Source organism: Prevotella sp. P3-122 (assembly GCF_002251365.1).
GTDB lineage: Bacteria > Bacteroidota > Bacteroidia > Bacteroidales > Bacteroidaceae > Prevotella.
In genome coordinates this window covers 1-15,982 of sequence record NZ_NPJH01000015.1, presented here as the reverse complement: position 1 = coordinate 15,982, position 15,982 = coordinate 1, and the positions used below count along the sequence as shown (strand labels likewise).

Sequence of the window (15,982 nt, the reverse complement as noted above, 5' to 3'; positions counted from 1 at the left end):
GTCGAGTTTCCAAATTTTCCATCAAATATTTTGTAGGTTGACCGAAATATATTAAATTTGCATCAAAAGATAGTAATTCTTTAAAAAATCAATTGGATACCTAATCAACTATGAGTGAAAAGAGAGTTTATACCTTCGGCAATGGTAAGGCTGAAGGTAATGCAAAAATGAGAGAGGCTTTGGGTGGCAAGGGCGCAAACCTTGCGGAGATGAACCTAATCGGTGTTCCTGTGCCTCCAGGCTTTACCATCACTACTGATTGCTGCAACGAATATTATGAGGTTGGACAGGACCGTATCAAGGAACTGCTCAAAGATGAGGTTAGTGCTGCCGTAAAGCACATTGAAACCCTCATGAACTCCAAGTTCGGTGATGTACAGAATCCTCTTCTTGTCAGCGTACGTTCTGGTGCCCGCGCTTCCATGCCGGGTATGATGGACACTATCCTTAACCTCGGTCTCAACGATGAGGTTGCCGAGGGTATGGTGCGCAAGACCAACAATCCACATTTCGTTTACGACTCATACCGCCGCTTCGTACAGATGTATGGTGACGTGGTTCTCGAGATGAAACCTGTAAACAAGGAGGATATCGACCCGTTCGAGGAGATTATAGAGAAGGTAAAGGCTGAGCGTGGAGTGAAACTCGACAAGGACCTCTCTGTCGAGGAACTGAAGAAGCTCGTGAGCCTTTTCAAGACTGCCATCAAGGAACGTACAGGCAAGGACTTCCCCAACGACCCGATTGAGCAGCTTTGGGGTGCCATCTGCGCCGTATTCCGCAGTTGGATGAACGAGCGTGCTATCCTATACCGTAAGATGGAGGGTATTCCTGACGAGTGGGGTACTGCCGTTAGCGTGATGGCTATGGTATTCGGTAACATGGGCGATACATCTGCTACTGGTGTATGCTTCAGCCGTGATGCCGGTAATGGTGAGAACCTCTTCAATGGTGAGTACCTTGTTAATGCTCAGGGTGAGGACGTTGTGGCTGGTATTCGCACACCACAGCAGATTACAAAGATTGGTTCACAGCGTTGGGCTGAGCGCGCAGGCATCAGCGAGGAAGAGCGTGTGGCAAACTATCCTTCCATGGAGGAGGCTATGCCAGAGATTTACGCACAGCTCAATGACCTGCAGGACAAGCTCGAGAAGCACTATCACGACATGCAGGATATGGAGTTCACCGTACAGGAAGGCAAGCTCTGGTTCCTCCAGACACGTAACGGTAAGCGTACTGGTACCGCTATGGTGAAGATTGCCATCGACCTCCTGCACGAGGGTATGATTGACGAGAAGACCGCCATCATGCGCTGCGAGCCTCAGAAACTCGACGAGTTGCTCCACCCTGTATTCGACAAGAAGGCTCTCCTGAACGCCAAGGTTATCACTCAGGGTCTGCCTGCTTCTCCAGGTGCTGCCTGCGGTCAGATTGTGTTCCATGCTGACGATGCTCAGGCTTGGCATGCTGACGGACATAAGGTTATCATGGTCCGCATTGAGACTTCTCCAGAGGACCTCGCCGGTATGGCTTCTGCTGAGGGTATTCTCACCGCACGTGGCGGTATGACCTCTCACGCTGCCGTTGTGGCACGTGGTATGGGTAAGTGCTGCGTTTCTGGTGCTGGTGGCATCAATGTTGACTATAAGGCTAAGACCGTTGAGATTGACGGCACAGTATATAAGGAAGGTGACTATATCTCTCTGAACGGTTCAACCGGACAGGTTTATGCAGGTGAGGTTCCAACTAAGGCTGCTGAGCTTAGCGGCGATTTCAAGGAGTTGATGGACCTCTGCGACAAATATACCAAACTGCAGGTTCGCACCAATGCTGATACTCCTCACGACGCACAGGTTGCACGCGACTTCGGCGCCAAGGGTATCGGTCTTACACGAACAGAGCACATGTTCTTCGAGGACAAGAAGATTGTCGCCATGCGTGAGATGATCCTTTCTGAGACCGTTGAAGGACGCGAAAAGGCTCTTGCCAAGTTGCTGCCTTATCAGAAGGCTGACTTCAAGGGTATCCTCGAGGCTATGGACGGTTGTCCTGTTAACATCCGCTTGCTCGATCCTCCTCTCCACGAGTTCGTTCCCCACGATCTTGCTGGCCAGCAGGTAATGGCTGACGAGATGGGTGTTGATATCGCCACAATCCAGCGCCGTGTGGCTTCTCTCGCCGAGAACAACCCGATGCTCGGTCACCGTGGTTGCCGTCTTGGTATCACATTCCCTGAAATCACAGCTATGCAGACACGTGCTATCCTCTCTGCTGCTTGTGAGTTGAAGAAGGAAGGCAAGGATCCGAAGCCTGAGATAATGGTTCCACTGATTGGTATCCTCTATGAGTTGAAGCAGCAGAAGGAGATTATCCAGAAGACTGCCAAGGAGGTATTTGCTGAGTATGGCGTGGAGATTGAGTTCGAGATCGGTACCATGATTGAGATTCCACGTGCAGCCCTCACTGCCGACCGTATCGCTACTGAGGCTGAGTACTTCTCATTCGGTACAAACGACCTCACACAGATGACCTTCGGTTACTCTCGTGATGACATCGCCAGCTTCTTGCCTGCATACCTTGAGAAGAAGATCTTGAAGGTTGACCCATTCCAGGTTCTCGACCAGAACGGTGTTGGCCAGCTCATCAAGATGGCTGTCGAGAAGGGTCGTGGTGTTCGTCCGTCTCTCCGCTGCGGTATCTGCGGTGAACATGGTGGTGAGCCCAGCTCAGTGAAGTTCTGCGCCAAGATAGGCATGAACTACGCCAGCTGCTCTCCATTCAGAGTACCTATAGCCAGGTTGGCCGCTGCGCAGGCAGCCGTAGAAGAGTAAATTAGCACACTTATATAATGAAAGGGACTTGTCCGTTTGGGCAGGTCCTTTTTTAGTCTTCGGAAGAAAGCTTCCGACGATTATTGACTAAAAACGTCGCATAATATGTGGTAATTTGCAGATATGTTTGGCTATTCGACATTAATTTAGTATCTTTGTCGCAGAATTTGCGACGTTAATCACTGTTTTATGTCGCACAAAGTAGGAATGTGTTATGTATATACACGAAAGAGACAATTGGACGGACTTTCGTTGGGACATGTCCCAAGTGTCACTCCTTCAGGAGAAAGTATTCCGTAAGCAGGGGTTACTTTATGGCAGGTTAAGTTCATTGGGATTTGACAGCAAACTCCGTGCAATGGCAGAGAACCTGACATATGATGTAGTATATTCTTCGGAAATAGAAGGCATACGACTGAACGTTGAGCAGGTTCGTTCTTCCATTGCCCGAAAACTTGGTATTGAGAACGTGAAAGATACTGCGCCTTCACACTATGTCGATTCTGTTGTTGGTGTAATGCTTGAAGCGGTTCAGCACTATGACATGAACCTCAGTAAAGAGAAGCTGTGTGCTTGGCAAGCAGCTTTCTTTCCAACAGGCTACAGTGAAGGAAGTCAGATCGAAATTGGTCAGTACCGCACAAACGAGGAGCATATTGTCAGCGGAATGTTTGGACGTGAGAAGATTCACTATATTGCTCCTTCGCCAGACCGCGTAGAAGAGGAGATGGAAAAGTTTCTTGCCTGGTTTGACGGAGAGGAGCCTGTAAGTAGCGTCATCCGTTCTGCCATTTCCCATTTCTGGTTTGTGAGCATACATCCCTTCGAGGACGGTAATGGGCGGTTGGCTCGCATCCTTTCAGACATGCTTCTTGCTCGTGGAGAAAAGAGCGATTTCCGTTTCTACAATGTCTCATCACAGATTAACAAGGACAAGAATCACTACTATGACATTCTGGAGCGGATGCAGCATGGCGATGGCGATATAACGGAGTGGTTGGTGTGGTACATGCAGAAATTGGTAGATGCACTTGACGAGGCAGACACCATCGTCACCACAATACTGAACAAGAGCTTTTTCTGGCAGAAGGCATCGGCAGTACCAATGACCGAGCGTCAGACTCAGATGCTCAATCTCTTTCTTGACGGATATGAAGCAAAGATTACGTCAAAGACTTGGGCGACATTGGCAAAGTGCTCGAAGGACACAGCCATACGTGACATACAGGATCTTGTCGATAAGAATATACTCATAGAGGACATTCCTGGGGCAAAGCGCCCAAGTTATTCCATCGTCTATGATGCAGAAGACTTGACGCAGTTCTTCAACGAGGTGAGCATCACAGAGGAAAATGGCATTCCATATCTAAAGGCATTGTTCAAGGGAAAGAAGCCTGTCTGCGAAAGAGTCCTGAAACTCGATGCTGACAGATACCAAAAAGGCGATTTGCCATTATCCAATCTGCTCAGTAAATACTGCTCGTATATCGTTGCAAGTAATAGGGAAAATAGCATGACACCAAAATCAGAATTTTGACTCTAAATGATAAAACGAAATGAAGATGGAACAGAAAACTAACTCAAAAGGATTGGCAGCCCGTATTTTGGGAGAACAACCTACGACACTCCAAAAAAACTTTGTGTGGTTTATGCTTCTAACGTTGTTGTTGTGGCCAATAGGCTTCTTTGTGTCCATATTCTTTTGGGATGCACCAATCCGATCCTCGATTGACGAGATTTGTCGTTGGGGTGTAACTCTGACTATTTGGCTTTACCCAATATATTTATTCCCATTAATAAGGTTGTGGTTTAAACTCTCTCAAAAAATGGGATTTATATGGCTGTTCTATTTGTGCCCATTGATACCCGTAGCTGTTTTCTACCTATTTATAACACTCGCCTCAAGTGCATACGCGGAAAGGAAACCAGAAGGTTATGATTCTTCGACTTATAAACGCCTAAACGAAGCGTACGCATTGGATGTTAATCATGTTTATTATTGGTATGAGGTATTGGAAATGGCTGACCCAAGTTCATTCAAAGTTCTGAGCGATGATTATGCAACCGATATGCACCATGTATGGTATGAAGACTCTATTATAGAAGGAGCAGAACCTGCTACTTTTGCCGTACCAAATGGAGATATTTCACGTCTTGCTCATGACGCACACGATTACTACATGAGGAATCGACCTCTTCATGTAGCAGATATGGGTAGTTTCAGACAGATAGATAACAATTGGGCTTTAGATAGCCTTCATGTCTATTATCTCGATGCAGATATAAATTCTGTACCTGTAGGTGATTATCGCACTTTTAAGGCTTTAAATGGTTTTTATGCAATTGATGCCAAGTGTGTCTATTACAGAAACAACATAGTAGAGGGAGCAGACCCAGCATCTTTCGCCGTATTGAAAGGACAATATCACTATGGTCAAGACAGGCATTGTGTATATTACAAGGCTTACGGTTCGGCAATACGAGAACTCAACACATTAAAGCACAAGAATATGGAGGATGGATTATGGAATGCTTTTCATACGGATGGCAAGATGGTATATAATCCAAAGTTGATGGCCATGCCTGAAGGTACAGACTTTGCTACCATCCATAAAGTAGAATGTTATCGTGACTGGTATGCCGACAGCAAGCATGTTTACTATGAAAATCGCCTGTTGCCGGGAGCCAATCCGAAGACATTTGTGATATTTCCAGCCCATTATGTAGATGAGGATTATGTATCAGACAATAACAAGGATACCGATTATTCGCACGATGGCAGCCACGTGTATTATCGTGATTCGCTAATGTCTGGCGTTGATATTGCATCTTTCATTTGTGGCTATGATTTTGTAGCAGGACAATCATTTGCTTTCGACAAGAACCGCTATTATCAGGGAGCCCCAAATTCACGAATCGAAAAATTGCGTCAACGCAAATAGCAAGTTAGCAAATAACTAAATTTCAATTTAGCAAAATACATAAATATGACATAGAATGAGATTATTCTGCCGTAAAAACACGTTTTCGTTGCCATGAGCGTGTAAAAACTTGCAGAATGTGTCGTAAAAGTGTCGCCAGTAGTTTACAATAACTTTGTAAGTAGCTGATTATCAACATCTGTTGGCCGCCGCCCAGGCAGCCGTCGAGGAATAATCCTTAGATGCTGATAATTAGTGAGATACGAGGCAAGGACTTGAAAAACAGGTACTTGCCTCGCTTCTTTTCTGCACGTGTATAGCACAAGGGTATTGACCTGCCAAGGATAATGACTGGCTAAAATTGGACGTAATAGTCATAAATGTTGGACTAAATAGAAAAGTGCATTTAACTAAATCGTCGTACCTTTGCACCCAGATTCAAACATCGTCAATTTTAACTCAAAAGTAAAATGAGAAGTAACATTGAAGACTACAATGCAGTAGTAGAAGCTGCAAGCAAGTTCACAAAGAGCGTTGCCGAAGGCAACAGCAAGTATGCAAAGGAGTTGTTTACCGAAGATGCCTGCCTGTTCGGATTCCTGAACGGCAATTTCGAGCGTGGCAGCATCGAGCAGTTCTATCACAATGTTGACACCGTAGGTGCTGGCAAAGAGTTCAAGACCCGTATCGACGTGCTGGAATTGGAAGAGACATTGGCTGTTGTCCGTGTGCTGGAAGAAGGCTGGGGCGGCAGCATCGATTTCACAGACGTATTGCTTCTGCTCAAGATTGACGGACAGTGGAAGTGCGTGGCAAAAGCTTACAACCAGAACTCTAACACTATTTCCAAGTAAATACTTCTTTGGTCTGCAAGATTTTTACTAATTTTGCAGACCATATTGTTTGTATGTATAAGACAACAAAATTCCCCTCAGCTCTGATTAGCGGCGACTGTACCACGTCGTCGCTACGGCTCGACGGTGGCAGCATCATAGACCAGTGCATCGTAACTGCTGGCGAAATCGGGATTTTTTTTCTGGAACAGCATCTTCTCTATGTGGTGCTGGGAGGCAGCGTGAAGCTGACCTGCGGACGACAGTCGTGGACGGTGGGCAAAAACGAGATGATTCTGCTGCGCAAGGCGCACAGCGTCAGCTACGAGAAGAAAGGCTCGACGGAGACGGGACTCTTCGAGAGTCAGCTATTTGCTATCAACGACGAACTGTTGAAGGACTTCCTCACCACACAGCAAGTCAACGTGCCTCCAATGACCGAAGAATTTGGAGCGCAGGTGTCGCCCATGAGCAATCGCCTCGTGGCCTATTGTTGGTCGTTGGCACCATACTTTAACGACTCGTTGCAGGTCAGCCCAGGACTGCTACGTCTGAAGGTGATGGAACTGCTTTACAATGTGATGGACTGCTCGAAGAACATCTTCCGCCAGATGCTCCAGTTGCGTCAGCCCGTCAAGGTGGACGTTCGTCGCGTGGTGGAGGAAAACTACACATCACCCATCTCCATCGAAGAACTGGCTTATCTCTCAGGTCGTTCACTCTCCAGTTTCAAGCGCGACTTCCAGAGCATCTATGGTGTGTCCCCAGCCAAATGGATTCGTGAAAAACGACTGTCGAAAGCCCGTCAGATGCTTCTGTCCTCTCAGATGTCCGTAGCTGATGTCGCATATAGTCTTGGTTTTGAGAATCCGACACATTTCAGCCGAATCTTCAAGCAGCAATATGGTGCATCGCCATCCACGTTTGGCAATCGCCAATAGCTATCAGTAAACCTAACAAGAAAACTACAGCCCTTGTGCTGACAATTACAATATATATATGAGAAAGACAATATTTACCATTCTGCTCCTGTCAATATCAGCGATGTCAGCATGGACGTATGAGGTCGATGCAAACCATGTCTATTACTTCTTCCAACAGGCATACCCCGGACAACTCACAGCCTACCGCTTCACACTCCGGAGCATTTCGTTTGAGTGTAACGTGGAGGCATCGATCACAGATTTGCATTATTCAAGAAATCAGCAGAATGTCATCTACGGACTTGACGGCATTCACCGTAACGACGTTCAGCGTGGATTGAATATCGTGGTAACAGCCGGCGGCAGCATCAAGAAAATTCTCAGCAGATAGCAGATTATATATAAAATAAAGAACTATGAAAAAAAGACTGTTTATAGCAGCAACGTGCCTGACGGCGACAGTTAGCCTGATGGCACAGGGCGGTCCCACGATGGGCTGGAGTTCGTGGAATACCTACGGTGTGAACATCAGCGACGCGCTCATCCGTCGGCAGGCAGACGCGATGGTATCAAAAGGATTGAAAGATGTGGGCTACAATCACATCAATATCGACGATGGCTTTTTTGGTGGACGCAATACGGAAACTGGCGAACTTATCATCCATCCCACACGTTTCCCCAACGGACTCAAACCCGTAGCCGACTACATCCATTCAAAGGGTCTTAAAGCCGGAATCTACAGCGATGCCGGTGCAAACACATGTGGTAATATGTACAATGGCGATGTGCTCAGCGTGAATGTCGGACTCTACAACTACGACCAGCACGATGCCGACTTCTACTTCAAGGAGTGCGGTTTCGACTTCATCAAGGTGGACTTCTGCGGCGGTGACGCTCCACAGAACACACAGCATCTGGCTCTCGACCCGCAAAAACGCTACACCGCCATCAGCAACGCCATCAAAGCTACCGGTCGAAACGATGTGCGACTGAACGTATGCCGCTGGGACTATCCCGGCACATGGGTTCACGACGTGGCATTCTCCTGGCGCACCACCCACGACATTTGGGACGGCTGGCCATCAGTGAAGGGTATTCTTGCTGAAAACCTATACATGAGTGCCTACAGCTACGACGGCCGCTTCAACGACATGGACATGCTCGAGGTGGGACGCTCCATGACTACCGAGGAAGACAAGACCCACTTCGGCATGTGGTGTATCATGAATTCTCCACTGCTTATAGGCTGCGACCTCGAAAACATCAAGACCACAACACTCAATCTGCTGAAAAACGAAGAACTGATAGCCCTCAATCAGGATACGCTCTATCAGCAGGCATACATCGTAGCACTTTCCAACAGCTGTTACATTCTGGTGCGAGACATTGAAGAACTGAACGTCACCAAACGCGCCTTCGCCATCTACAATCCCGGCGATGCTTCCAAACAGGCAACCGTACGATTTGCCGACCTGTGCCTCGGCGGAAAGGTGAAGCTCCGCGACCTGTTCCAGAAGAAAGACCTGGGCGAGTTTTCCGACAGTTACAGCGTAACCATCCCTGCCCACGGCACCCGTATCTACATCGCTGAAGGCGAGCAGCGGCTGGAGCGCACCCGCTACGAAGCCGAGACTGCCTACATCAGCAACTATCAGGAACTGAAAAACAATCAGACAGAACATACAGGCATATATGAATATGCCGACTTCTGCTCATCAGGACTGAAGGCAGGGTGGCTTGGCTACAACGAAAAGAACGACCTTGTTTGGCGCGATGTATATAGCAACGACGGAGGTGACTACAAACTTACCATCGCATATATCTCAGGTGAGAACCGAAACATCCGCATTGACATCAACGGGAAGCGCGTCAATACAGTCAATGTCAACTCTGGCGGTTGGAGTACAGTGGCAAGAAAAACCATCCCCATACACCTGGAGAAAGGGCGCAACACCATCCGCCTATCAAACAGCACCAACTGGATGCCCGACATCGACTACATCGACCTTGTGCCTGTGGCAACACCCGACGACATCGGAGCGGTCAACGCAGACAAGCACCAGGATTCATACGAGTTCGACATAGCTGGCCGTCCCGCCACACAGGCAACACGACTCCGCATTATGAACGGAAAGAAAATGCTTGTAAAATGAAGGGATGGCTGGAAAAGCATAATCTATAAGGTAGGTTCTATAAATTAGCTTTGATGGGATTTTACTCTATCTCCGAGCAGATTTCCTTGTAAGGGTGAAGCAGCATAGCGAGCTATGGTGCAAGACCTTACGAAGAAAGATGCCGGGGAGAGAGTGAAAGACCACAAAGGTAATTCCATAGAGAATTGTAATTAATAGAACCTACCATAATTGTAACGAAAGATATTTAGCGGGTTGAAGTGACGATTTGCAACACTTCCGCCCGTCTTTTTGCACTTTTAACGCACAAAGAGGAAATACTTGGATAGCTATTCCAATTAAGAAAGCCAGGGAAACCATGCATGCCTCGCTGGTCTATGTCAAGGGGATGTATCAGCGCAATGCCGTAAAGGAATTCTTCAAGCGTATGCAGATAGGGAAAATCTGAATCAGTTGAGGAAACGATTAATTATTTAGAAATATTTATCCATTTCGATATTCGGCTGGTGTCATCCCCGTCTCGCGCTTGAAGAACTTGGAGAAGAACGAGGGATTAGGGAAGTTCAGCGACTCAGCGATCTGCCAGACGGGCAGGTCGCTGTATTTCAGTTGTAGTTTGGCCTGCTGGATGATGTGGCGATACACTGACCATCTGGCTTTACCCTATCTATCTATTCCCATTAATAAGGTTGTGGTTTAAACTTTCTAAAAAAGTGGTAATGTCATGGTTGTTCTATTTGTGCCCATTGGTACCCATGGCTGTTTTCTTCCTATTTGTAACCCTCGGTTCAAGTGCATACGCCGAAAGAAAACCTGAAGGTTATGATTTTTCAACTCACAAACGCCTAAACGAAACGTACGCAATAGACATTAATAATGTATATTGTGGTTACGAGATATTAGAAGGGACCGACCCAAGTACATTCAAAGTACTGAACGAAGATTATACAACCGATATGCACCATGTATGGTTCAACGATAATATTATTTAGAGGGCAGACCCAGCGTCTTTTGCTTGTTTCTCATGAGGTAATTGTGAACAAAGGGAGATATTTTCATAAACTATCCTAAAATATAGCTTCATAATATGTAATATGAACAGAAATGACTAACTTTCCAAACAAAAACTAATTATACAGACAGATAAATCGGAATTTATGGAAAAGATGGATATGTATGTTATAAAGAAATGCTGCTTTATGATTGCGTCTATGCTTGTATTCACCATGACAGCCAATGCGCAAGCAGAGAAACAGGACTCTCGCGAACAACTATCAGCTATAGCCATACCTGAACAATTGCAGTTTTCAAAGGCCATAGTGAGCGGTGTGAGTTGGTATGACCAGCAGGGCAAGACAGTTTCGGCTCATGGTGCCAACATCATCCGCGACGGCGGGAAGTATTATTTGTTTGGTGAATACAAAACTGACTCGGCCAATGTGTTTAAAGGTTTCAGCTGCTACTCTTCAGATAATCTGGTAGACTGGCATTTTGAGGGTATCGCCTTTAATCAACAATCCGATGGGCGCATGGGACCCTATCGCGTGGGCGAACGTCCGAAAGTGCTCCGTTGCCCTGCTACAGGTGAATATGTAATGCTCATGCATACTGATAATCTGCAGTACAAAGACCCCTGTACCTGTTATGCTACGAGCCAAGCTATTACTGGCCCTTATAAATTCCAGGGACCGTTGCTCTACAAAGGAGAGCCTGTCAGGAAATGGGATATTGGCTCGTTTGCTGATGATGATGGGCATGCGTATCTCTTGGTTCATCATGGCATCATCTACCGTCTTGCCTCCGACTTCCATTCGCTCGACTCATGTTTGATGAACGGCCTGAAAGGTGCTGGCGAAAGTCCTGCCATGCTGAAGAAAGATGGAACATACTACTGGCTGTCGAGTCAAACCACATCGTGGGAGCGCAACGACAATATGTACTGGACTTCTAAGTCTCTTTCCGGACCTTGGGAGTATCGCGGTGAATTCTGCCCCAAGGGCTCGCTTACATGGAATAGTCAATGCTCGTTCGTCCTGCCTCTGGAGAATGGCTCCTTTATGTATATGGGTGACCGATGGTCCTTCCCCCGTCAGTGTAGTGCTGCCACTTATGTTTGGCAACCTCTTACTATTGCTGACGGCAAACTGACTATTCCACAATATTTTGAAGCTTGGGACCCGTTGACAATGCAACAGGAAATTGTAGATAGCACAAAGCTACATGAGAGGAAATGGCAATCGCAGGTCGTTGGTGACTGCCTTTCTATTCCCTACACGGGGCATCGTATAGCGCTCTATGGGACGACTGACAGTATGAGTGGCTATGCCGATATCACTATCCGCGACCAAAGAGGACACAAGGTGTTTGGCGGTATTGTCGATTTTTACAGCCTTATTCCTGCCACAGGTATACGTTTCCTGTCGCCCATGTTGGCTAAAGGCAAATATACGCTGGAACTTCGTATTGCAGAAATGAAACCAAACTGGACTGACAAGCGTCGCAATCAGTACGGCAGTACAGGTCACAAGGTAGAGATTACCCATGTGATGATTGAGTGATCAATGGAAGGTGATGTGTACTGATTTTGGTTGACAGTTTTGTTTGTTAAAACTGATGTTGTTTACACTCTCGTTGTTTTATTCCTAACAGGGAGTTCTTAGGGGGAGGGATGGTAAAAAGACTGACCCAGCAGCCGAAATAAATCGGTAGCTGGGTCAGATCTTCTCATGTCCGTCAAATGTAATCGGACGGAAACAATATTATATGAGGTTTTTATTTTCGATTACTTCCAGCCTGCGTCAGAAGGATGTAGAATCCTCTTACCCATGGGTATTAAGTACCCTGTTGGGCTACTGCAGGCAGTCAACCTTATGTGAGGTGGAACATGGGGTGGCAATCAATTCCAGCAGTCACCCCATTTGGAGTTTGGCTTTGATTCAATCTCGCCTCCATCACCGATGGTGGGTGACGATGGTCCATCTTCAATGTCAAACTTTTGTGATGCTGCAAGCATTATCTCCGATTCTATCTTTGTCACCACGATAACTGGCGTCTTGTAAATCTTTTTCATTATTTCTGTTTATTAATAGTTGTATATGCAGGGGCAGATGCTTTCAGAGGCTGCCCCTGCATGTTGAGTATGTTAATTACTTCTTGAGAACCTTCTTGCCATTGACGATGTAGATGCCGCGCTGCATCTTCTCCACACGCTGACCAGCCAGGTTGTAGATGGCAGAGGATTGCTCTTGGCTATCGGTTACGTTGTCAATGGCAGTGGTCTCATCACCCATCTCCACCATGGTGAGGCTCTTCGCGCCAGCCTCGTTGAGGAGGAGGTAAGCCTTGTGAGCAGGTATCACCACACCTGTATTCACGCGATAGAAAGCGGAGGTGCCATCGATGGTGGCGAGAGCAAAGATATCATCGCTCGCTTTTACAGTGTGGGGGTTGCTGCCACCAGTGAGAACTTGTCCCTCGGGCATAGCCTCTGGCACAGCGCTGGCATTCCCGGTGAAGGTAAAGGTCTCACCTGGTGTACCCTTGAGCATCACACAGCCATCAACAGGCAGATTGTAGTCCGTACGTGATGTGAGAACAACCTTACCGTCGTTTCTCGTAGCTGTAAATATCTCCACATTGTCACTCATCGTACCCTGCACATCGCCCACGGCGAAGGTCGCATAGCCGCCCTTACCTATCTTACCTCTTAATCTTATCGTGAAGTAGCCCGTGGTGGGGTTCGCCATCGATACATCCAACTTCTTCACATCGTATGTCACTGCACCCTTGAGGTTTTCACAGGCGGTGAACATACCTGATGAATTTTTCACTACACCACTATTCCAATCATCATTGCAGTATATGGTGGTCAAGTCATAGCAACCGCTGAACATACTCGCCATATCAGTCACTTTCTCCGTGTTGAAACTCGATAAGTCTAATGTACGCAGCTTTCGCGAATCCTGGAACATACCATACATATTAGTCACGTTTGCTGTATTGAAATGCGTTAAGTCTATTGTTTCCAGCGTTGGGGTGTAATAGAACATATATTCCATGCTGGTCACCTGTTCTGTGTTCAGATTCTCAATGCCCTCAATGGTTTCGAGTTCCTCTAATGTATAGAACCAGCCTTTAGTAGTAGTCGGCTTGTAGTCCTTGAACGAACTGTCGAACACAACCGTCTTGATTTCCCTATTATCCGCCCAAGCAGGATATTCGTCATAATCTGCAGTAATCGTATAGAACTTGGTGCCGGTGCGACTCTTCCTATTCTCATCATAGTAGAATGTGAGCGTGCTACCGTCTCGAACTGCGTATACCTTACTGGTGAAGTAGCCCGTGGTGGGGTTAGCCATCGATACATTTACATTGCTCGCACCATATGCCACAGCACCCGTGAGGCTTGTACAGCCAATAAACATTTCGTTACTGTATTTCACAGTGCCGCTATTCCAGTCGTTATCGCAGTATATGGTGGTCAAGGCTTCGCATCCCGAGAACATATATTCCATATCGGTAACTTTCGCCGTGTTGACAGTCGATACATCTAATGTCGTCAGGGCTGCGCACCCCAAGAACATAGCGCACATATCGGTCACGTTTGCTGTGTTGAAGCTGCTGAGGTCTAGTGAAGCCAAGGCTTTGCAATCATTGAACATCCCCTTCATGGTAGTCACATTCTCGGTATTGAAGTTTGACACATTGATTGATGTCAGAGCAGAGCAACCGAAGAACATCTCCTCCATGGTAGTCACATTCTCGGTATTGAAGTTTGACATATTGATTGATGTCAGAGCAGAGCAACCGGAGAACATCTCCTTCATGGTAGTCACTTCGTCTGTAATCAGGTTCTCTATGCCCTCAATAGTTTTAATCTTAGTGCAATAATTGAACCATTTTTCTGTAGAAGTAGGCTTGTAGTTTTTGAATGAGCTATCGAATACCACCTTTGTGATGCGTTCATTCACATCGCTATCATCACCGGCCCATGCAGGATAGTTAAAGTCATTACGATCATAAATGCTGTAACTGGTGCCGGTGCGTGATGCCCGTTTGGTGTCGCAATAGAATGTCAGCGTACCATTATTCTCTACCACATATGCCGTCTTGGTAAAATAGCCCGTGGTGGGGTTAGCCATCGAAGATCCGGTATAAAACGAGTTGTATTCCACAGCACCTTTGAGATTTGTACAGGATAAGAACATGCCGGTACCATCTTCCCATGTGCTGCTGCAAATATCCCAGTCTTCATTGCCGTATATGGTGGTCAAGGCTGTGCATTCATGGAACATACTCTCCATATTTATCATCTTCGACATATCGAAATTCGATACGTCAATCGTTGTTAGGGCGCGGCAACATTCAAACATAAATGCCATAACAATCACATTCTCGGTATTGAAATGCGATAAGTCTATCGAGGTCAGGGATGAGCATCCAGAGAACGTATATGCCATATTTACCACCGAGTCGGTGCACAAGTTCTCCATGCCCTCAATGGTAGTAAGATTTTCAAATCCATAGAACCAATTCATCATAGTAGTGGGTCTGCTGTCCTTAAACGATGAGTCGAAGACAACCTTCGTAACATTCTTTTGTTCCTTCAACCAGGCGGGAGCCTTAGCGTCAGGCAGATTTTCATCGAGGACGTAAACTGTGCCGGAGCGAGTCGCCTTTAGGTTGTCGCAATAGAAGGTAAGCGTATTGTCTTTATATTCTACGTATGTTTTAGCGGTAAAGTAGCCCGTGGTGGGGTTAGCCATCGAAGCGTCGGTTTCATTCTCGTTGTATGCAACAGCACCTTTGAGTTTTGTACAGTTTTTGAACATGAGGGGACTGTTTACCACAGGGCTGTTTTTCCAGTCGTCACTGCTGTATATGGTGGTCAAGGCTGTGCAATTACGGAACATGGTATTTATATTTATCATCTTCGACATATCAAAATTCGATACGTCAAGCGTTGTTAGGGCGCTGCAACCGTCAAACATACCTTGCATAACATTCACATTCTTGGTATTGAAATGCGATAAGTCTATCGAGGTCAGGGATGAGCATCCATAGAACGTAGATAGCATACTTTCCACCGAGTCGGTACACAAGTTCTCCATGCCCTCAATGGTAGTAAGGTTTTCAAATCCATCGAACCAATGCCCCATATTAGTGGGCCTGACGGTTTTAAACGATGGGTCGAAGACAACCTTCGAAACATTCTTTTGGTACGCTCAGCATGAGCATTAGCTAACGGGTGCGAGTCCCGAGTGAGCCCTAATAGCGGGAATCACATAGCCAAGGGCAAGGGTGTCCATCGCGAGGTGGAATCTGAAGGAAGCCGGCGGCAAA

11 protein-coding genes and 1 pseudogene are annotated in these 15,982 nt (G+C 46.6%); 9 read left to right on the top strand and 3 right to left on the bottom strand.

The window, feature by feature from the left end:
* Positions 1 to 110 precede the first annotated feature (110 nt).
* The 7 genes from ppdK to CIL02_RS02865 all read left to right on the top strand — a co-directional run bounded on the left by ppdK (position 111) and on the right by CIL02_RS02865 (position 9,661).
* Entirely contained in the window at positions 111 to 2,831 is a 2,721-nt protein-coding gene (ppdK, locus tag CIL02_RS02895; RefSeq protein ID WP_094398985.1) for a pyruvate, phosphate dikinase, read from the top strand.
* A 214-nt stretch (positions 2,832 to 3,045) separates the two neighbouring features.
* Positions 3,046 to 4,368 (top strand): Fic family protein, encoded by a 1,323-nt coding sequence (locus CIL02_RS02890; RefSeq protein WP_094398984.1) that lies wholly within the window; start codon positions 3,046 to 3,048, stop codon positions 4,366 to 4,368.
* Between the two features lie 19 nt (positions 4,369 to 4,387).
* Positions 4,388 to 5,773 carry a DKNYY domain-containing protein gene (locus CIL02_RS02885; protein WP_094398983.1) on the top strand — a complete coding sequence of 462 codons (1,386 nt, stop codon included), beginning with the start codon at positions 4,388 to 4,390 and terminating at the stop codon, positions 5,771 to 5,773.
* A 449-nt stretch (positions 5,774 to 6,222) separates the two neighbouring features.
* The gene (locus CIL02_RS02880) at positions 6,223 to 6,606 is read left to right on the top strand and encodes a nuclear transport factor 2 family protein (RefSeq protein WP_094398982.1); all 384 of its coding nucleotides are present in this window, start codon (positions 6,223 to 6,225) and stop codon (positions 6,604 to 6,606) included.
* Between the two features lie 53 nt (positions 6,607 to 6,659).
* On the top strand, positions 6,660 to 7,526 hold the full coding sequence (locus CIL02_RS02875; RefSeq protein ID WP_094398981.1) for an AraC family transcriptional regulator: 867 nt from the start codon (positions 6,660 to 6,662) through the stop codon (positions 7,524 to 7,526).
* A 58-nt stretch (positions 7,527 to 7,584) separates the two neighbouring features.
* Positions 7,585 to 7,899 carry a hypothetical protein gene (locus CIL02_RS02870; RefSeq protein ID WP_094398980.1) on the top strand — a complete coding sequence of 105 codons (315 nt, stop codon included), beginning with the start codon at positions 7,585 to 7,587 and terminating at the stop codon, positions 7,897 to 7,899.
* Between the two features lie 25 nt (positions 7,900 to 7,924).
* The gene (locus CIL02_RS02865; protein ID WP_094398979.1) at positions 7,925 to 9,661 is read left to right on the top strand and encodes an alpha-galactosidase; all 1,737 of its coding nucleotides are present in this window, start codon (positions 7,925 to 7,927) and stop codon (positions 9,659 to 9,661) included.
* Positions 9,662 to 10,123: 462 nt separating this feature from the next.
* On the opposite strand, the pseudogene CIL02_RS02860 reads toward CIL02_RS02865, so the two are convergent.
* Positions 10,124 to 10,273: pseudogene (locus CIL02_RS02860) on the bottom strand (helix-turn-helix domain-containing protein); the annotation flags it as partial.
* A gap of 86 nt (positions 10,274 to 10,359) precedes the next feature.
* Between CIL02_RS02860 and CIL02_RS16925 the strand changes: the two are divergent.
* Positions 10,360 to 10,632, top strand: coding sequence for a DKNYY domain-containing protein (locus CIL02_RS16925; RefSeq protein WP_094398977.1), 273 nt, complete (start codon positions 10,360 to 10,362; stop codon positions 10,630 to 10,632).
* A 165-nt stretch (positions 10,633 to 10,797) separates the two neighbouring features.
* Positions 10,798 to 12,198, top strand: a complete 1,401-nt coding sequence (locus tag CIL02_RS02850) for a family 43 glycosylhydrolase (RefSeq protein WP_094398976.1) — start codon at positions 10,798 to 10,800, stop codon at positions 12,196 to 12,198.
* 338 nt (positions 12,199 to 12,536) lie between these two features.
* On the opposite strand, the gene CIL02_RS16225 is transcribed toward CIL02_RS02850, so the two are convergent.
* A complete protein-coding gene (locus CIL02_RS16225) occupies positions 12,537 to 12,710 on the bottom strand; it encodes a hypothetical protein (protein WP_170934989.1) in 174 nt (57 codons plus the stop codon).
* A gap of 76 nt (positions 12,711 to 12,786) precedes the next feature.
* A complete protein-coding gene (locus CIL02_RS02845) occupies positions 12,787 to 15,798 on the bottom strand; it encodes a BspA family leucine-rich repeat surface protein (RefSeq protein WP_094398975.1) in 3,012 nt (1,003 codons plus the stop codon).
* Between the last annotated feature and the right edge of the window lie 184 nt (positions 15,799 to 15,982).